The sequence below is a fragment of the Gluconacetobacter johannae genome, from assembly GCF_014174305.1.
Taxonomy (GTDB): domain Bacteria; phylum Pseudomonadota; class Alphaproteobacteria; order Acetobacterales; family Acetobacteraceae; genus Gluconacetobacter; species Gluconacetobacter johannae.
Genome location: NZ_JABEQH010000020.1, coordinates 1 through 16,944 on the forward strand (window position 1 = coordinate 1; position 16,944 = coordinate 16,944).

The following is a 16,944-nucleotide window of genomic DNA, read 5'->3' on the forward strand; positions in this document are numbered from 1 at the left end:
TCAGTCCTTTGTCGCACGCAGCGACACGGAATGCATAAGACAAGCCTGTTTGAAAATGTGGGCTGGCGAGCGAGAGCGGAACGCAGTGAAGCGCCCGGCGTGTGTTTTCGAGCACCGAAGCGCAGAAAACGCGCGTCGGATCGCCGCCAGCGCGCATTTTCAAACAGGCTCTGACGCCCGGCCTTCCTTTTATCGGCGCTGTTGCAGGATGCAGGCCAGGGTGAACAGCCGGCGCGCGGTTTCGGCGTCCATCTCGATCTTGCCGCGCAGGCGGTCGATCATCAGTTCGGCGCCGTCATTGTGCAGGCCGCGCCGCCCCATGTCGATGGCCCGGACCCGCATCGTGTTGCCCTCGGTCACCGCTTCATCGAAACTGTCGACCAGCAGGATGTAATCCTTGATGAGCCGCCGGAACGGCATCAGCGAGATCCGATAGATCCGTAACGGCCGGTCGTCGTCGGCGTGACGCAGGTCGAAGACCAGCCCGTTGGTCTGGACCGACAGATGCAGGTTGAACGGCCCGGTCAGCCCCTCGGGCATGAAACGGGCCGTCTGCCGCAAATCCGCGATCGCCTGGTCGACCTCATTCCGCCGGGTCCGGCTGGCCAGCAGCCCGTCATCCAGGTCGTCGAGGATGACATGGGCCAGGGTTCCCGGCCCCGTGTCAGGCGATGAATGCACCGAAAACCCCTTCCTGCGGTCCCTGGCCCCGGCACGCCCCGGGACGGGAGCCGCACCGGGGCGTCCTCACGCTACACGACCGGGGTCAGCAGCGACTCCCCGGCGAACCAGGCGGCGAGGTTGCGGACGACCAGGTCGCCCATCGCCAGGCGCGTCTCCACCGTGGCACTGGCGCGATGGGGCTGCAACACGACATTGTCCATCGTCTTCAGGGCGTCGGGCACATGGGGTTCGTGCTGGAACACATCCAGCCCGGCGGCGCCCAATGTGCCGGCCTGCAGGGCGGCGACCAGGGCTTCCTCGTCAACCACGCTGCCGCGCGCGACATTGACCAGCACGCCCTCGGGGCCCAGGGCCTCCAGCACCGCCTGGTTGACGATGTTGCGCGACTGCGCGCCGCCGGACGCCGCGACGACAAGGATGTCGCTGGCGCGCGCCAGCTCGACCAGGTCGGCATGGTAGGTGTAGCCGGTCTCGGGGAATTCGCGGATGTCGTGATAGGCGATCGGCATGCCGAACGCCTGGCCCCGCACGGCGATCGCACGTCCGACCTGCCCCAGGCCCAGGATCCCCATCTTCTGCCCCGTGACGGTGTGCCCCAGCGCCAGCGGCGCCGTGCCCCACGACCCGGCCCGGACATACCGGTCCCCGACCGCCAGCCCACGGCAGGTCGCCAGGATCAGGCCCAGGGCCATGTCGGCGACATCGGCGGTCAGCACGCCGGGCGTCGTCGTCACGCGGATACCGCGTTCGCGCGCCACGTTCAGGTCCACCGCGTCGGTGCCGATGCCGTTGATCGCCACGATCCCCAGTTCCGGCAGCGCCGCCATCACGTCGGGCGGCACGCCTACGCCCCCGCCGGTCGCGATTCCGCGGATGGACGACGCGACCCCCTTCAGGGCCGCCACGTCGGTGAAGCGATGCACGGTATAGGCATCGTCCAGCGCCTTTTCGATCTGCGGCATCATCGGTTCAAGCAGGAGAATGTCGGGTTTCATTCATGGTCTCCGGTCTTCGCCCGGCGGAGCGGGCGGGGGAATGGAACAGGGGTCAGCAGGTGATGGACAGCGTGCCCAGGTGCGCGAAGGTCGCGCTGACGCGGGCGCCGGGCGCCACGAAGAGGGTGCCGGTCGCCGAGCCGGTGGTGACGATCGCGCCTTCGGCCAGGCCGCCGGCGTACCGCGCGGCATGCCCGGCCAGCCAGACCAGCGTGCGGATGGGGTCGCCCGCCGAATTGCCGCCGACATGATCGGCGACCACCTTGCCGTCGATGGTCAGGATCACCCGTTCCTCGAGCGGCACCAGCGATTGCCAGTCCGTCACCGGGGGGCCGACGAACAGGGCGCCATGGCTCTGCTGGTCGGCCAGATGGTCCAGCGCCGGCTGGCTGCCGGGGGTGACGAAGCGCGTGTCCACGATTTCGATCGCCGTGTGGACCGAGGCGATCGCGTCGCGGATTTCGGCGGTGGTGTAAGGCGCGTCGCGCGGGGGCAGCGCGCGGCCGAACCGATAGGCGATCTCGGCCTCGACGCCGATATGGCGGCACAGGCCCGGCGGCAGCACGGTGGCGCTGTCGAACAGGGTCGCCTCCAGGATCGGGGCGGCGAACGGCTCGGCGTCGGGCGTGCGGGCCCCGACCTTCCATCCGGCGATCCGCCCGCCCAGGGCGCGGATGGTTTCGTGCTGCACCGCATAGGCGTCGGCGGCGGACACGACCCGGCACCCGTCGGGCAGGCGGGCCAGGGGTGGCGCACCCGACCGGACCCGGAGAAAGGACCCGGCCAGATGATCGACTGAAGCGGTCACGTAGATACTCCTGCACGCCAAAAACGACGCCACGATACCGCCCCCGGCGGGGAAAACCATCCGGAGGCGGCGCGGCTCCTCAGGTATTGATGAGGTCCCGCCGGTCCAGCAGGTCGCGATCGCGCGGTTCGGGCGCGAACAGGGTGGCCACGATGGTCATGCAGGCCAGCAGCATGACATACAGCGCCAGCGGCAGCCACGAGATCAGGCCCGGACGGGCCGCGCCGGCATAATGGCTCGACACCATGGCGATGATGACCGACCCCACCAGCGGGGCCAGCCCGCCCGACAGCACGGCCGAGATCTCGCGCGTCATCGACACGCCCAGATACCGGTGACGGCTGCCGAACATTTCCGGCAACAGGGCCCCCTGCGTTCCGAACATCCCCCAGGTGGCGCAGCCCAGCGCGATGGACAGGGCCAGGATGGTCAGCGGCAGGTAGCCGAGGCTGAGGGTGTACCACACCGGGATCGCGGCCACGAGTTGCAGGATCGCGAAGGCGCGATAGACCCTGATCCGCCCGAACCGGTCACTGAGCATGCCGGCGGTCGGCACGATGAACGCCCCCACGATCGCGGCGCACAGCAGGGACAGCGCGCCCGTCGCATTACGCATGCCCACCACATTGACCGAATAGCTGACGGCCAGCACCTGGTAGATGGACGATCCGCCGTTTTCCGCCATCCGCAGGCCCATGCCCAGCAGGATCGTCTTCCACGATTCCCGCACGACCTCGGGCAGGGATTGCGACTGCGCGCGTTCCTCTTCCTCGATCTCGACGAAGGCCGGTGATTCCTTCAGCTTCACCCGCATGTACAGCGCCACCAGCAGGATCAGCGAACTCAGCAGGAACGGCAGGCGCCACATCCAGCTGTCCAGGACGTCCTGGACATGGAACAGCAGCGCGAAATACACGACCGCCGCAACGACGGTGCCGATCTGGATGCCCAGGAACGGCAGCGCGGCATAGAATCCCCGCTGCCCCTTCGGCGCATATTCGGTCATCAGCACGGCGGCGCCCGCCTGTTCCGCGCCGGCCCCCAGCCCCTGCAACAGGCGCAGCACGATCAGCAGCACCGGCGCCCAGATGCCGATGCTCTGGTAGGTCGGGATCAGGCCGATCGCGGTGCTGGCGCCGCCCATCAGGGTGACGGTAATCAGCAGGACCATCTTGCGCCCGTACCGGTCGCCCATCATCCCGAACAGGATGCCGCCGACAGGCCGGACGGCAAAGCCCAGGAAATAGGTGCCGAAGCTGGAGATCAGCGCGATGCTGGGGCTCTGGTGCGGAAAGAAGAGCGGCCCGAACACCAGCGCCGCCGCCAGGCTGTAGAGCGCGAAATCGTAATATTCGAGGGCGCTGCCCAGGGAACTGGTCCAGGCCGCGCGGCGCAGGTCGGCCGTGGTCACGGCGTGATGCGCCATCCCGGCATCCCGGGTCGCTGCGCGCGGCAGCGGGCCGGCGGCGCGCATCGCGGCGGCCCCGGCAAGAATTGGCTGTTTCATGGCAGGTCTACCCCGATCTCACGCCCGGTTCTGGCGGATTCACGCAGGGCCAGCGCAATGGCCAGCGAGGCAACCCCGTCCTCGCCGGTGGCGGCCGGCAGGCCGCCGCCATGGATGGCATCGGTGAACAGCTCCAATGCGCGATGATAAAGATTATGGTGCTTTAACGGAATTTCGCGTTCGCCGTCGCCATCGCGCACCGACACCGTGCCGATCGGCCGCTGGCTCATGCAATCGCGGCCGATGATGACGCCGCGCTCTCCCATGATTTCCACCCCGCCCGGCGCATAGGGCACGGTGTAGCCGCCGTGGATCTGGACCAGCATGTCGTCGGGGAAGCGCAGGACGGCCATGATCCCGTCCTCGATCCCGTCCTGGGCCAGACGGCCGCTCTGCGTCATGGCGAAGACGCTGATCGGGTCCTGGTCGAACAGGAAACGCAGGGTGTCGATATCATGGATGGTGCTGTCCAGGATCACCCCGCCGCCCTGGTCGTTGACGCGCCAGCCCTGCAGGGCGGCGGCCAGATAATTGGCGTGGAAGACCCGTCCGCCGATCAGCCGCCCGACCCGCCCGTCCTCGATCATGCCGTGGATCGCGATATGGGTCGCCGCATTGCGTAGATGGTGGTTGGTGCCCAGCACCACGTCGCAGGCGCGACAGACGCGGACCATCTCGTTCGCATCCTCGACCGACAGGGCAAGGGGTTTTTCGCACAGCACGTGCTTGCCGGCCCGCGCCGCGGCGATGGTCTGCTCGAAATGCAGGCGATTGTTCGTGCTGACGTACACCGCGTCGATGTCCGGCCTGGACAGCAGGTCGTCGAGCGACGTGGTGTGCCAGGCAATGTCGTTGTCGCGGGCGAAGGCGGCGCCACGCTCGGCGCTGCTGCTCAGAACCGCGCGGACCTCGCTTCCGGGCTGTGCCCGGATCGCGTCGATGATCCATTCCCGTGCGACATTGCTGGCACCTATCAGACCCCATCCGGTCGGATGCGTCATTCCGTCCTCCCTCGAGGCGCCAGGCCCCGGTCCGTTCCCGTTATGTTATTGTTGAGATTGCCGTGGCGGTCGGACGTTGCACCAAAAACACGATACGGCTTCGAGAGTTCCGTCGGGCCGCATCCGGCCCTCTTTCCTCACGTTCCGGCCCTGTCTGTCGGTCGTCCGGGCAATCCGTTTCCCGAGGACGGCATGGCGCACCGCCCCCGCAGGCTACGAGCGGTCATGATAGAGGCCATCGCCCGACGCGCCGCAAGCGCCCGCGAAGACGATCCACTTCACAAATTCGTATTTGTGCGCTGCAAAATTTATAGATGGGATCAGGGCTGAAGCTGAATCCCGTCTATGGGAGCGCCCAGGAACGCGCCCAGCGCCTCGACCACCAGCCGGTGATCCTCGCGTTGCGGCAGGCCGGACACGCAGACCGTGCCCACCACCCCGACCCCGCGCACACGCAGCGGAAAGGCCCCGCCAAAGGGGGCGTACTCGGCCTCCGGCAGGCCGAAGCGCGTGGTGATGGTCTTGCCTTCCTGCTGCAGCAGCAGCCCGATCGCATAGGACGGGCGGTGGAAGCGTTCGGCCACGCGGGTCTTGCGCGCGATCCAGCCCAGGTTGTCCGGCGTCGCCCCCTCCAGGCATGCGCTGAACAGCGTCTGCCCGCCGCGCCGGATGTCGATCGCGATCGGGTGGTGTCTGTCCGCCGCCCTCTGCCGCAGCCAGCATCCCAGTTCCCAGGCGTCGGCCTCGGTCAGGCCGGGCAGGACTAGGTCCTGCTCCTGCCGGGCGATCAGGTCCAGGTCCCTGACCACCGACGATATGCCGCTGGCCGCGCCGCCTGTTTCTGCCTGATCCGCCATACCCTGTGCTCCGTGCCTCTACGACGCCGCGATGCGGCGACATGATGAGCCGCGATAGCACCGAAAACATCGTGGCGGCCGAGAGTGACTTTATCGTGATTTCTGTCGCCCCCGATCCGGATCAATAGTCGCGACACGCCCAGCCGGCTCCCCCTTCCCTGCGGATATCGACGCGATGGATCTCATGACGGATCTTTCCACCACCGACGCCCTGGTCATCCATGGCGCGGGCGACCTGCGGTTGGATTCGATGGCACTTCCGCCCCCCGGCCCGGACGAGGTCAGTGTCCGCATCGCCTGGGGCGGCATCTGCGGGTCGGACATGCACTACCTGCACCATGGGGGCGTGGGCGCGTCCGTCCTGCGCGAACCCATGGTCCTGGGACATGAGGTGTCGGGCGTCGTCCTGTCCTGCGGCGCGAACGTCACCGGTTTCCAGGCCGGGGACCCGGTCGCGATCCACCCGGCCCGCCCGTGCGGGACATGCCCCGAATGCCGGCGCGGGCTGCATAACCTGTGCCGCAACATGCGGTTCTTCGGCAGCGCGGCCTACCTGCCCCACACGCATGGCGGGTTCCGCCGGATCATGACCGTCGCCGCGTCGCAACTGCATCATCTGCCGCCGGGGCTGGATCTGCGCCGCGCGGCGCTGGCCGAGCCGTTCGCGGTGGCGCTGCACGCCATCGCCCGTGCCGGGAATTGCGCCGGGGCCTCGGTGCTGGTGCAGGGATCGGGCCCCATCGGGGCGCTGATCGTCGCCGGCCTGGCCGTGCGGGGGGCCGCCCGCATCGTGGCCACCGACCTGCATGATTTTCCGCTGTCGGTCGCCCGCCGCCTGGGCGCGACCGAGACCTGGAACACCGCCACCACCGCGCCCGACGAGGAATTCGACATCGTGTTCGAGGCCACGGGCGTCGTCCGGGCCCTGCCCTTCGCCATCGCGCATACGCGCCGGGGCGGCATCCTGGTTCAGGTCGGGATGTTCCCCCCTGGCAATATCGAGGTGCCGATGGCGCAGATCATCGCGCGCGAGCTGGATGTACGCGGCTCGTTCCGCTTCGATTCCGAATTCGCCGACGCGCTGGACCTGCTGGCGACGCATCCGGGCATCGCCGACGGGCTGGTCACCCACGAATTCGGCTTCACCTCCTATGACGCCGCCTTCGCCGCCTCATCCGACCGGCAGAGCGCGTCGAAGGTGCTGCTCAGTATCGGCGACTGAGGCGGCGGGTGGCGTGCGAGGGCAGCGGCCCCGCGGTTACAGCAGGGATTGCGCGCGGCTGAGGACCATGTTGCAGATTTTCTGCGTCATCTGCTGCTTGATGCCCTGACCGGCGCCGGCCAGCGAGAATGTCCCGCCATTTCCGGTATCCAGCAGGCCGCGTTGCCCCGCCTGGTACTGGCTGCTGTCGGTGCCGGTCTTCTGGCCCAGGGCGCTCATGACCGGGGACGCCGCGCCGGCGCCCAGGTAATTGTTCTGCACGCAGAACCCCAGCACGCCCGCCAGATTGCCCGGCGCCGCCGACGTCACCGACGGCAGCCCCAGCCCGCTGCCCATGTTCATGCCGGGCATCCCCGGCATGCTCGGCATCTGCGCCCGCGCCGCCTCGACACCCGCCGCGAGCGCCAGAACGGCAAGAGCCGACGAAACGGCGATACGTCCGGTCATGGCCAGGTCCTTTCTCTCATCAGACCGGCCATCCTGGGCCGGAATTATGTTCGCATCATGAATAACGGCGAAGGCCTGCCCGGTTTTTCAGGGTACGCCGCCGACGATCAGGGCATAGTAAAGCTGCCGCAGCAGCGGGGTGAGGAGGTACTGGATCAGCAGCAGCAGCACCAGCGGGCTGAAATCCATGTTGCCCATCGCGGGCAGGATACGGCGGATCGGCTGCAGGACGGGTTCGGTCAGGCGATTCAGGAAAGCGCCGATATTCCACACGATCCGGTTACGGGTATCGAGCACGCCGAATCCATACAGGAAACTGAATACGCACGAGATCACCAGCACCCACGTGTATAGCCGGATCAGTTCGAATAACAGGGTGAAGACAAGAGTGATCAACGCGGCAATCCCCTGCGATGGCTGGACGGAAATCCTATCGCCAGCCGCAGGGCGGCACAACTCCACCCTGCCCACGGATCCCCGCTTGACAAACGCCGGCGGGCCGTTATTTATCCAGCCCGTCAGGCAGTGGGGCTGTAGCTCAGTTGGGAGAGCGCCTCGTTCGCAATGAGGAGGTCAGGGGTTCGATTCCCCTCAGCTCCACCACTGGCCGACGTTCTTTTCAAAAAAATCAGCGTATTAGCCAAGAGGCCGGAAATCCGTTCCCTCTTGAGATCGGGGTCCGGCGCAAAAAGGCCGCGGAACGGCATTCATGATGCGACCTTCGCGCATGCGACTTCGACGACATGGTCGTTGAACAGGGTGTAGCCGTTGCGACCCGACGCCTTGGTCGTATAGAGGGCGATATCGGCCCTACGCATGATGTCGTCGGTATCGAGGTTGTTCGAATCAATCTTCGCCGCGCCGATGCTGGCGGTTATCGACCGTTCGATTCCGGAAAATCGGTACGGTTCGCGCAGACTGTCCGATATGGAGGCGCAGAGAAGGTCGAGCTTCTCGTATGAGAACGTTCCGGGAATGATCGCCACGAATTCGTCGCCGCCATAGCGCGCCACGCAGCCCTGGAGCCCTTGGATCAACTCGATCAGCCTGGCGCTGAACACCCTGAGAAAATCGTCTCCCGCCTGGTGCCCCAGACTGTCGTTGATGCCCTTGAAATCGTCGATGTCGATGAACAGCACGGCGCCGGAGGCGGCGTTGCGGATCATCGACCCCAGGACCGCTTCAAACCTCTGGCGATTCATCGCCGACGTCAGCATGTCGTGCGTCGCGGCATGTTGCAGATTGAGCTTCAGCAGCAGCAGCCTACGGGTCGAGCGGCGCCCCTCGCCGATGGCGTTGTTGATCGGCAGCACCACCAGGAACAGCGAGAACAGATACGGCTGCAGCATGCCCTCGCGCATCAGATGCCCATCCGGCGACAGCAGGGCGATCGGTCCGAAGCCATGTTGTGTCAGCGCCGCGGCGAAGAGTGAAACGAAGAAGATCAGGATGAGGATCCAGGTTGGCCTGGCATGGAAGGCCAGCGTCGCCAGCATCGGATAGATGAACAGAAACAGCGGCGACCGGGACCAGGAGAAACTCACGATCGTCAACAGGATGCACAGCAGAAGCAGGGTGACGACCTTGGCGTCGAAATCGGGATGCGTCGGCGCGCGCGGTGACGATCGTACCAGGTAAAGCGCCACGGGCGTCGCCAGCAGCAGGCCCAGCGCGTCGCACAAAACCCATTGCATCCATTCCGCCAGCGGCGTGGCGGGGTCGTTGAGGAACACGACCTCGATCATGACACCGATCCCTGCCTCGGCGGCGGCGGACAGCATCGCAATGATCGTGAACGCCACGAAACGGCGCGGCCGCGTCAGATCCGTCAGCGCGCCGCAGAAACGCCGGGTGAAGGGTGCTGCAATCAGCACCTGTATCACGTTGAGAGCGCAGGCGAGCAGCGACTCGGTCGGCGACAGGGCGCTCAGTTTGTTAATGAAGACATTCAGGAGAAAGCACGCCACCAGGACGAAGGCCGAGAGGCGCGCCCGCAGGGTAAGCAGGGCGACGAGCATTGCCGCGTTGGCCGGCCAGAACGCGGAATAGCCGAACTCGTCGGAGCAGAGGAAGCGCGTCGTCAGGGCGCATGCCCCGAAGGCAAGCACCAGCAGGACAGCACTGTCCATGCCCCGTTTGAACTCAACCGGTCGACAAGGTCTCCAACCCAATCAAGTTCTCCATATCAACGAGACGGCGCCAGACAGGGGCTGCCGGCGAAACTATGCCTGCCTTGCTCCTGTAACGTGCGCCCCTTCCTGTCCCCTTTTCAACACGCGGTGGACATCAGGGCATAGTCTTTGGACACAGTATTACGAACCATGTGCACAGACATTGCGATATGGGGTCCCAAGCGCGCTCTTCTGTTATGGATGAAAGCTTCGCGGCGCCGGGTCAAGAAGGACTATTCTTCTTGTCGTATTATTTATGGCACGGAGGCCATCGGGATCACTCCAGGCTCATCGTCACTGCGGCCTGGGCATGGAGCGCAGTGGTGTCGTACAGCGGCACCGGACTGTCCTGCGGGCCGAGCAGCAGCATGAGTTCCGTGCAGCCCAGGATGACCGCCTGGGCCCCGCGTTCCACCAGCCGCCCGATGATCTCGCGGCACGCCTGGCGGGAGGCCGGCAGCAATCGCCCCTGCACCAGTTCCTGAAAGATCACCCGATGGATCGTCTGGCGGTCGTCCGCGTCCGGGACCAGCACGTCCAGCCCGTGCCGCCCGGCGAGGCGGCCCTTGTAGAAATCCTGCTCCATGGTGAAGGCCGTGCCCAGCAGGCCCACGCGGCGCAGCCCGTCCGCGCGGATGCGGTCGGCCGTCGGGTCGGCGATATGCAGCAACGAAACGCCGATGGCATCCTGCACGTCGTCGGCCATGCGGTGCATGGTGTTCGTGCAGATCATCACGAAGGCCGCCCCGCCGCGTTCCAGCCGTCGCGCCGCGTCGATCATCAGCGCTGTCGCGTCGTCCCAGCGGCCGGCGCGCTGCAGGGCCTCGATGTCCGCGAAATCGAACGACCATATCAGGCAGCGCGCCGAATGCAGCCCGCCCAGGCGCCGGCGCACGCCGTCATTAATCAGGCGGTAATAGACTGCCGAACTCTCCCAGCTCATGCCGCCGATCAGGCCGATCGTCTTCATCGCGTGGCGGCCTCCTGCATCAGGGGGTAGAGCGACGCCACCAGCAGCAGCGCCATCCCCACATTGAAGCCGCGCAGGATGGCCGGACGCGCCAGCCAGCGCCGCATGCCGGCGCCGAACCCCGCCCAGAGGCTGACCGTCGGCAGGTTGATCGCCCCGCAGATCAGGCAGGCGACCAGCAGGTTGAACAGGAAATCGTCGCGGGGCGTATAGGCGGACACGATGCCGATGGCCATGACCCACGCCTTCGGGTTCACCCACTGGAAACCCGCCGCCTGGAGAAAGCCCAGCGGCCGCCCGCCCCCGGCCGACGAGGCGCCGGCGCCCGCCCGCGCGATCTTCCACGCCAGCCACAGCAGGTAGACCGCGCTGACATATTTCAGCACCACATACAGCCAGGGCAGCCGGTCGAAGACCGTGCCCAGCCCCACGCCCACCAGCGCCACCATGACCACGAAGCCCACCGAGACGCCCAGCATATGAGGCAGCGTCCGCCGGAAGCCGTGGGTCAGGCCCGATGCCGCCAGCATCGTATTGTTCGGGCCGGGCGTGATCGAGGCGACCAGGGCGAACACGGCCAAGGGTCCGAAACTATGCCAGAAGGCGGACATGCGTAAATCTCCGTTTGCGGAAAGGCGGCTGCCGGCAGTATTGACGATCTGGCCGGAACAGGACCGGTACAGTTTATCTGCCTTTATCCATACTGTACTGGGAATCGGACCATGCCAGTTGAACACCCCCGCCCCTCGGTCCTGCTGCCCCGCTGGCGGCCGGTGCGCGGCGGCGACCGGACGCTGATCGCCCAGTTGGAAGACGAACTGTCGGCCCGCATCGCCGATCATGCCCTGCGTCCGGGCAGCCGCCTGCCGTCGGTGCGGCGCATGGCCGACAGCGCCGGCGTCAGCCGCTTCACCGTCGTCGAGGCCTACGAGCGGCTGGTGGCGCGCGGCCTGGTCGAACCCCGCCATGGGTCGGGCTATTTCGTGCGAACGCGGGCGGCGGCGCCGCCGATCGCCGATGCGGTCTCGCCGGCCGGGGCGCCGTCATCGCGGCTGGATGTCGCATGGCTGCTGCGCGGCATGTTCGATGACGGCGCGCCGGTCGCCATTCCGGCCGGCGCCGGCCTTCTGCCCCCGGGCTGGCTGGATGCGGAGATGGTCACGGCCGCCATCCGCGCGGTCGGTCGCCAGGCCGGCGCGGAATTTCTCGATTATGGCCATCCCCGTGGACACCCGCCGCTGCGCGCGCAACTGGCCTCGACCCTGCAAAGCCAGGGCATCGCCGCCCATCCCGACCATCACCTGATGACGACCGCCGGCGTGACCCAGGGGCTGGATCTGGTCCTGCGTCTGCTGGTGCAACCCGGCGACACCGTCCTGGTCGAGGACCCCGGCTGGTTCCTGCTGTTCGGACGGCTGGCGGCCTATGGCACGCGCATCGTCGGCGTGCCGCGCGGCCCGGACGGCCCCGACCTGGAGGCGCTGGACCGGCTGGCCGCGACACATCGGCCCCGGCTGTTCCTGATGAACAGCGCGGTGCACAACCCGACCGGCCATACGCTGGGCGCGGCGGCGGCCCATGACGTGCTGCGCCTGGCCGAACGGCACGATTTCCTGATCGTGGAAGACGATACCTATGCGGATTTCCACCCCGGCGTGCCCATCAGGCTGGCCACGCTGGACCGCCTGCGCCGCGTCATCCTGGTCGGCGGCTACGCCAAGACGCTGGCGGCGGGCCTGCGGGTGGGGATGCTGGCCGCGCGGCCGGAACTGATCGCGCGCCTGACCGAACTGAAGCTGCTGGCCGGGCTGACGACGCCGCGCCTGGGCGAAAGCGTGGTGCATCGCCTTCTGCATGAAGGCCATTATGCGCGGCACCTGACCCGTGTCCGCCAGCGTGTCGACCAGGCGCGCCATCGCTGCATCGAGGCCCTGACCGGCTGTGGCCTGAGGCTGCCGCATCTGCCTTATGCGGGCATGTTCGTGTGGGCCGATTGCGGGCGCGATTCCGAAACCGTCGCACGCGTGGCCACGGAACATGGCGTACTGCTGGCGCCCGGCTCGCTGTTCTCGCCGATGCAGGCCCCGTCCACCATGCTGCGCTTTACCGTCAGCGTCGCGGACCAGCCGAAACTATGGCCGGTCCTGCGTACCATCCTGGCCGAAGCCGGCGCACAGGCGGCATAAGCCCGCCTTCCATGCTTTCCGGCCTTACGATGTCTAAGAGATCGCGTTTCTGTTACCTTCGCCGCCATCGCGTGGAACAGACAGAGGCGGACCAATATGATTTCCCGAATACCAGGCTTCCTGCAGACGGCGAAGGCGTTCGACCTGTTCGAGGAATGCGCGATGCTGGTGCTGACATTCCTGATTGTCATCATCGCCAGCCTGTCGCTGTTCCATGTCGTCGTGGCCGTCGGACACATGCTGCTGACAACCGGTCTGTCGCCCACCAGCCCGCAGGTGCTGCAGAGTCTGTTCGGCATGTTCTTTACCGTCCTGATCGCCCTGGAATTCAAACATTCCATCCTGGTGCTGCCCGATGTCCAGCCGCACAGCATGGTCCGCATGCGCTCGGTGCTGCTGATCGGGATGATGGCCACGGTGCGGAAATTCATCGTCCTCGACCTCAGCGGCGTGAATGTCATGGAAATGCTGGCGCTGTCGGCCGCCGTCCTGTCCCTGGGCGTCGTCTACTGGCTTATCCGCACGCCGGCCCCGGCATCGTCCACGGCGGATGACATCCACCACGCGGAACACCCCTGACCAGCGCCGCAACCGGGCATGCGATGCCGCGTTAGACCGGGTCTGGAGCATTGGGGTAAATCCGATGGTTGACCTGACCCGGATCAAGGAACACGCCGATGTGATCGGCGCCGACGGCGTGCATGTCGGCACTGTCGATCATGTCGAGCGCCATCGTATCCGGCTGGCGAAAACAGACGCCGCGGATGGCAAATATCACTACATCTCGATCGGCCTGATCGCCGGCGTCGAAGGCGACACCGTGCGGCTGTCGGCGAACGGCGACGTCGCGGTGACGTTCGAGGAATAACAGGTCGGGCTCTGCCCGAACCCGGCAAGGGCCTCGGCCCTTGCATCCCATTCGTTTATAAAATCCTGGGTTTCCAAAGGGCTATGCCCTTTGATGGGTCAAGGGTGAAACCCTTGCCTTCACCACCCGCCCCCGATTGTCAGCCCGCGTGCAGCAATTCCGGTCCGTTGTTGCGTGTGTCGTTCACGGCCATGCCGATCGGCCAGAAGCGCAGGACATCGTCCCCGGTCCCGTGCAGCAGATCGCTTGCGACCTGGGGCGGGGCATTCAGCCACATATCCTGGTCCCGGTCGGCGACAATGACAGGCATCCGGTCGTGGATCGGCCGCACCGCGTCGCTGGCGCGGGTAGTGATGATCGCGAACGTACGCAGGATATCGCCCTCGTATTCCCACGACTCCCACAGGCCGGCCAGCGCCAGTGGCGCCCCGTCGCGTCGTGCGAAGGCATAGGGCGCGCGGGGGTGCGAACCGGTCTTCCATTCGTAATAGGCCGTCGCCGGGACCAGGCACCGGCGCGATCGGAACGCCGCGCGAAACATGCCGGACGTCGCCACCGTTTCGGCGCGCGCATTGATCGGCTGCCGGTCCATGTTCCGTGCCCAGTTGGGCACCAGGCCCCACATCAGCAGATCCAGCCTGCGTTCGCCCGTCGCCGGATGACGCCGCACGACCGGCGCGGGCTGTCGTGGCGCGATGTTCCAGGATGCCAGCCAGTCCGGCGCCGGACCCGTCGTCCGGAAGACCTGTTGCATCAGCTCTTTCGGCAGATCGTTGGCAAACCGTCCACACATTCGAAAAACGACCGTATTCAAATCGGGCTTTGCCCGAACCCACCAGGGCCTGAGGCCCTGGACCCCGATCATGGACAAAATGACTGGGTTTCAGGGCAGTGCCTGAGATACGCCGCCGAAGAATCATTCATACGACGGATTAAGACCAGGCTCCAGCCTTACCGACCATGCGGCGGCCCAGCTTTCACCGGGCGCAATATGCAGCAAACCCGGCTTCGTTTCGAAATCCCCTGAAAAATCCACCGGGCTGGCAAAACCGTACCACGGTTCGAGGCACAGGAAATCCGCCCCCGGCTTCATCCACAGGCCCAGTTGCTCGAACCCGTGCCATTCCATCGTCAGCCCGTCGCCATCGAGGGTGCGGAACGTGACCTGCCGGCTGGCCGGATGATCCAGGATCAGCGCATCAGTCGCGAACAAATCTTCGGACAATTTCAAGACCCGCCCTTCGATCGGCGAGGGAAACAGGTCGGGCAGCAGCAATCCCTTTTCCAGCCGTCGGACCGGCGCGGGTTCCGGCTGGGCGAATTCCAGGACATGGTCCCCCTTCGCCACGTCGGGACGCAAGGGCCAGGCAAAGGCGGGATGCGTGCCCAGCGACGCATGCAGGACGACGCGATCATCGGGATTGTACAGCGTATAGCCGACATGCAGCGTGTCGCCGTCGACCCGATACGTGATCGTCAGGGAAAAACGGAAGGGAAAGATCTGCCGGCTGGCCTCGTCCTCGGTCAGGACCAGCGTGCATCCGGCCGCCGTCCGCTCGACCCAGCTGAACATCCGATCGCGGGCGAAACCGTGCTGGGTCAGGTGGTAGGGCTTGCCGTCGATCCAGGCCGTGTCGTCTGCCAGTCGCCCGACGATGGGAAACAGGACCGGCGCATGGCGCGGCCACGCCGGCAGGCCGGGCCAGATATGCTCGCGCCCCGCCGCATCGCGCAGCGAATGAAGCTCGGCCCCCGCCGCGGCGACGCGAACCGTTATGCGGTCTGTCCCGAATGCGTGATCCGTTGCGTCCATTGTCGCTACCTCCATCCTGACGGGCCGAACCTATCGGAAAACATGCGGCCGCGTCATTTCATAAAGGCTTTGCCCCATAGGCCCTGAAAGGAAGGTCGGGCTCCGCCCGAACCCGGCAAGGGCCTCGGCCCTTGCATCCCGTTCGTTTTATGAAGTTCTGGGTTTCCAAAGGGCGCTGTCCTGAAACCCGCCAAAGGCCACAGGCCTTTGGAAACCAATCCGTTATCCATGATCGGGGTCCAGGGCCTCAGGCCCGACCGTCAGAACGGCCGGACAATCACCATGATGACGACGACCATCATCAGCACGGTCGGAATTTCGTTTGCCGCGCGATAGAAATTTTCCGGCCGCGTGTTGCGGTCGGACTGGAATTGCCGCCGCCAGGACGCGCAGGCGCCGTGAAAGCCCGCCAGGCCCAGCACGCCGGCAATCTTGGTGTACCACCAGCCGGCATGCCAATCGACGGTGCCCGGCGTCAGGGCCAGCAGGATGCCGAACAGGAACGTGCAGATCATCGCCGGCGTCATGATCTGCCGCAGCAACTTGCGTTCCATGACCTTGAACCGTTCGCTTTCCGCCGATCGGGGCACGACCTGGCAATGATAGACGAACAGGCGCGGCAGGTAGAACAGGCCCGCCATCCACGCGATCAGGGACATCACATGCAGGGCCTTGAACCATGCCAGGAACGGCAGGAATCCCTCGATCAAGACCGTCCCCCGTCCCGGCCCTGGGAGACGAGAATCCGTTCCAGGAACGGTGCGAATTCGGACAGGTGCCCGATGCGGAACAGGCCGGGCCAGTCCGGCGCCGGGTGGTCCAGCGGGCGCAGCAGCACGCAGGCCATGCCCGCCGCCTGCGCCGCCCGCGCGCCGGTATCGGTGTCTTCCAGCACGATGCAGTCGTCCGGGGCCACGCCTTCGATTGCGGCGGCGTGCAGATAGACCGCCGGATCGGGTTTCGGCTTGCCCATGTCCCGCGCCGAATGAATGCGGTCGGCCACGAAGCGGTCCAGCCCGGTACGGCCGAATTTCACATCCATCTCGGCAATGGAGGAATTGGAGCCGACGCGCACCGGCAGGTCCAGCCCGACCACCGCGGTCAGCATGCCGTGCGCGCCGTCGATGGTCCGGGCTTCCCGCCGCATCAGTTCGACCAGCTTGCCCTGCATCGTCGCGGCCCAGTCCGCCGGCAGCGCGCGGCCGGTTTCGGCCTCGGCTTCGATCTTGATCGCCGTCAGGGCCTTGCCGGCAAAGCGATGGACCGCCGCCTCATCGTCCAGATCCAGCCCGATCTGGCGCAGTTCGCGCGCAACCGCCCGGCAGGACAGTCCCTCGCTGTCGATCAGCACCCCGTCGCAATCGAAGATGACGAGGCGCAGGCGCCCGTCCGGCCGGACCGCCCTGGGCAACATG

General features: G+C 66.3%; 19 protein-coding genes and 1 tRNA gene. 5 read left to right on the forward strand and 15 right to left on the reverse strand.

Features of this window, described 5'->3' with window-relative positions; genetic code table 11:
- Positions 1 to 189 precede the first annotated feature (189 nt).
- From HLH21_RS13775 to HLH21_RS13800, 6 genes are all read right to left on the reverse strand, one after another.
- Positions 190 to 681: a UPF0262 family protein gene (locus HLH21_RS13775; RefSeq protein WP_182944329.1), complete on the reverse strand. Its 492-nt coding sequence runs from the start codon at positions 679 to 681 to the stop codon at positions 190 to 192.
- 71 nt (positions 682 to 752) lie between these two features.
- The gene (locus tag HLH21_RS13780; RefSeq protein WP_182944330.1) at positions 753 to 1,679 is read right to left on the reverse strand and encodes a 2-hydroxyacid dehydrogenase; all 927 of its coding nucleotides are present in this window, start codon (positions 1,677 to 1,679) and stop codon (positions 753 to 755) included.
- Between the two features lie 52 nt (positions 1,680 to 1,731).
- Positions 1,732 to 2,487: a 2-keto-4-pentenoate hydratase gene (locus HLH21_RS13785; protein ID WP_264811693.1), complete on the reverse strand. Its 756-nt coding sequence runs from the start codon at positions 2,485 to 2,487 to the stop codon at positions 1,732 to 1,734.
- A 79-nt stretch (positions 2,488 to 2,566) separates the two neighbouring features.
- Complete coding sequence (locus HLH21_RS13790; RefSeq protein ID WP_246379768.1) at positions 2,567 to 3,994, reverse strand: MFS transporter; 1,428 nt, start codon at positions 3,992 to 3,994, stop codon at positions 2,567 to 2,569.
- The gene (locus HLH21_RS13795) at positions 3,991 to 4,995 is read right to left on the reverse strand and encodes a Gfo/Idh/MocA family protein (protein WP_182944332.1); all 1,005 of its coding nucleotides are present in this window, start codon (positions 4,993 to 4,995) and stop codon (positions 3,991 to 3,993) included. Before HLH21_RS13795 ends, HLH21_RS13790 begins: the two co-directional genes overlap by 4 nt.
- A gap of 320 nt (positions 4,996 to 5,315) precedes the next feature.
- A complete protein-coding gene (locus HLH21_RS13800) occupies positions 5,316 to 5,852 on the reverse strand; it encodes a heme-degrading domain-containing protein (RefSeq protein WP_182944333.1) in 537 nt (178 codons plus the stop codon).
- A 184-nt stretch (positions 5,853 to 6,036) separates the two neighbouring features.
- Between HLH21_RS13800 and HLH21_RS13805 the strand changes: the two genes are divergently transcribed.
- The gene (locus tag HLH21_RS13805; protein WP_182944396.1) at positions 6,037 to 7,074 is read left to right on the forward strand and encodes an L-idonate 5-dehydrogenase; all 1,038 of its coding nucleotides are present in this window, start codon (positions 6,037 to 6,039) and stop codon (positions 7,072 to 7,074) included.
- A gap of 36 nt (positions 7,075 to 7,110) precedes the next feature.
- Here the strand turns inward: HLH21_RS13805 and HLH21_RS13810 are convergent, their stop codons facing one another.
- Both HLH21_RS13810 and HLH21_RS13815 read right to left on the reverse strand, forming a co-directional pair.
- The gene (locus tag HLH21_RS13810; protein WP_182944334.1) at positions 7,111 to 7,521 is read right to left on the reverse strand and encodes a YjjA family protein; all 411 of its coding nucleotides are present in this window, start codon (positions 7,519 to 7,521) and stop codon (positions 7,111 to 7,113) included.
- An 87-nt stretch (positions 7,522 to 7,608) separates the two neighbouring features.
- Positions 7,609 to 7,917 carry a YggT family protein gene (locus HLH21_RS13815; protein ID WP_182944335.1) on the reverse strand — a complete coding sequence of 103 codons (309 nt, stop codon included), beginning with the start codon at positions 7,915 to 7,917 and terminating at the stop codon, positions 7,609 to 7,611.
- A 131-nt stretch (positions 7,918 to 8,048) separates the two neighbouring features.
- Between HLH21_RS13815 and HLH21_RS13820 the strand changes: the two genes are divergently transcribed.
- Positions 8,049 to 8,124 (forward strand) — tRNA-Ala (locus HLH21_RS13820).
- Positions 8,125 to 8,228: 104 nt separating this feature from the next.
- Here HLH21_RS13820 and HLH21_RS13825 read toward each other — a convergent pair.
- The 3 genes from HLH21_RS13825 to HLH21_RS13835 all read right to left on the reverse strand — a co-directional run bounded on the left by HLH21_RS13825 (position 8,229) and on the right by HLH21_RS13835 (position 11,273).
- Positions 8,229 to 9,650: a diguanylate cyclase domain-containing protein gene (locus HLH21_RS13825; protein ID WP_182944336.1), complete on the reverse strand. Its 1,422-nt coding sequence runs from the start codon at positions 9,648 to 9,650 to the stop codon at positions 8,229 to 8,231.
- A gap of 319 nt (positions 9,651 to 9,969) precedes the next feature.
- Positions 9,970 to 10,662, reverse strand: a complete 693-nt coding sequence (locus HLH21_RS13830; RefSeq protein WP_182944337.1) for an aspartate/glutamate racemase family protein — start codon at positions 10,660 to 10,662, stop codon at positions 9,970 to 9,972.
- Positions 10,659 to 11,273: a LysE family translocator gene (locus tag HLH21_RS13835; protein WP_182944338.1), complete on the reverse strand. Its 615-nt coding sequence runs from the start codon at positions 11,271 to 11,273 to the stop codon at positions 10,659 to 10,661. Before HLH21_RS13835 ends, HLH21_RS13830 begins: the two co-directional genes overlap by 4 nt.
- Positions 11,274 to 11,384: 111 nt before the next feature.
- On the opposite strand from HLH21_RS13835, the gene HLH21_RS13840 reads away from it, so the two are divergent.
- The 3 genes from HLH21_RS13840 to HLH21_RS13850 all read left to right on the forward strand — a co-directional run bounded on the left by HLH21_RS13840 (position 11,385) and on the right by HLH21_RS13850 (position 13,716).
- Positions 11,385 to 12,848, forward strand: coding sequence for an aminotransferase-like domain-containing protein (locus HLH21_RS13840; protein WP_220789825.1), 1,464 nt, complete (start codon positions 11,385 to 11,387; stop codon positions 12,846 to 12,848).
- Between the two features lie 96 nt (positions 12,849 to 12,944).
- Entirely contained in the window at positions 12,945 to 13,427 is a 483-nt protein-coding gene (locus HLH21_RS13845; protein ID WP_182944339.1) for a phosphate-starvation-inducible PsiE family protein, read from the forward strand.
- Between the two features lie 64 nt (positions 13,428 to 13,491).
- A complete protein-coding gene (locus HLH21_RS13850; RefSeq protein WP_182944340.1) occupies positions 13,492 to 13,716 on the forward strand; it encodes a DUF2171 domain-containing protein in 225 nt (74 codons plus the stop codon).
- Between the two features lie 139 nt (positions 13,717 to 13,855).
- Here HLH21_RS13850 and HLH21_RS13855 read toward each other — a convergent pair whose 3' ends face one another.
- The 4 genes from HLH21_RS13855 to HLH21_RS13870 all read right to left on the reverse strand — a co-directional run bounded on the left by HLH21_RS13855 (position 13,856) and on the right by HLH21_RS13870 (position 16,943).
- Positions 13,856 to 14,509, reverse strand: a complete 654-nt coding sequence (locus tag HLH21_RS13855) for an SOS response-associated peptidase (RefSeq protein WP_182944341.1) — start codon at positions 14,507 to 14,509, stop codon at positions 13,856 to 13,858.
- Between the two features lie 123 nt (positions 14,510 to 14,632).
- A complete protein-coding gene (locus HLH21_RS13860; RefSeq protein WP_182944342.1) occupies positions 14,633 to 15,529 on the reverse strand; it encodes an aldose 1-epimerase family protein in 897 nt (298 codons plus the stop codon).
- A 260-nt stretch (positions 15,530 to 15,789) separates the two neighbouring features.
- Entirely contained in the window at positions 15,790 to 16,239 is a 450-nt protein-coding gene (hemJ, locus tag HLH21_RS13865; RefSeq protein WP_182944343.1) for a protoporphyrinogen oxidase HemJ, read from the reverse strand.
- The gene (locus HLH21_RS13870; protein WP_182944344.1) at positions 16,236 to 16,943 is read right to left on the reverse strand and encodes an HAD family hydrolase; all 708 of its coding nucleotides are present in this window, start codon (positions 16,941 to 16,943) and stop codon (positions 16,236 to 16,238) included. Before HLH21_RS13870 ends, hemJ begins: the two co-directional genes overlap by 4 nt.
- Between the last annotated feature and the right edge of the window lies 1 nt (position 16,944).

Coding starts and splice junctions, on each gene's coding strand:
- HLH21_RS13780 (WP_182944330.1), bottom strand. CDS start 1,679: ATGAAACCCGACATTCTCCTGCTTGAACCGATGATGCCGCAGATCGAA.
- HLH21_RS13790 (WP_246379768.1), bottom strand. CDS start 3,994: ATGAAACAGCCAATTCTTGCCGGGGCCGCCGCGATGCGCGCCGCCGGC.
- HLH21_RS13795 (WP_182944332.1), bottom strand. CDS start 4,995: ATGACGCATCCGACCGGATGGGGTCTGATAGGTGCCAGCAATGTCGCA.
- HLH21_RS13800 (WP_182944333.1), bottom strand. CDS start 5,852: ATGGCGGATCAGGCAGAAACAGGCGGCGCGGCCAGCGGCATATCGTCG.
- HLH21_RS13805 (WP_182944396.1), top strand. CDS start 6,037: ATGACGGATCTTTCCACCACCGACGCCCTGGTCATCCATGGCGCGGGC.
- HLH21_RS13810 (WP_182944334.1), bottom strand. CDS start 7,521: ATGACCGGACGTATCGCCGTTTCGTCGGCTCTTGCCGTTCTGGCGCTC.
- HLH21_RS13825 (WP_182944336.1), bottom strand. CDS start 9,650: ATGGACAGTGCTGTCCTGCTGGTGCTTGCCTTCGGGGCATGCGCCCTG.
- HLH21_RS13830 (WP_182944337.1), bottom strand. CDS start 10,662: ATGAAGACGATCGGCCTGATCGGCGGCATGAGCTGGGAGAGTTCGGCA.
- HLH21_RS13835 (WP_182944338.1), bottom strand. CDS start 11,273: ATGTCCGCCTTCTGGCATAGTTTCGGACCCTTGGCCGTGTTCGCCCTG.
- HLH21_RS13840 (WP_220789825.1), top strand. CDS start 11,385: ATGCCAGTTGAACACCCCCGCCCCTCGGTCCTGCTGCCCCGCTGGCGG.
- HLH21_RS13845 (WP_182944339.1), top strand. CDS start 12,945: ATGATTTCCCGAATACCAGGCTTCCTGCAGACGGCGAAGGCGTTCGAC.
- HLH21_RS13850 (WP_182944340.1), top strand. CDS start 13,492: ATGGTTGACCTGACCCGGATCAAGGAACACGCCGATGTGATCGGCGCC.
- HLH21_RS13855 (WP_182944341.1), bottom strand. CDS start 14,509: ATGTGTGGACGGTTTGCCAACGATCTGCCGAAAGAGCTGATGCAACAG.
- HLH21_RS13860 (WP_182944342.1), bottom strand. CDS start 15,529: ATGGACGCAACGGATCACGCATTCGGGACAGACCGCATAACGGTTCGC.
- HLH21_RS13870 (WP_182944344.1), bottom strand. CDS start 16,943: ATGTTGCCCAGGGCGGTCCGGCCGGACGGGCGCCTGCGCCTCGTCATC.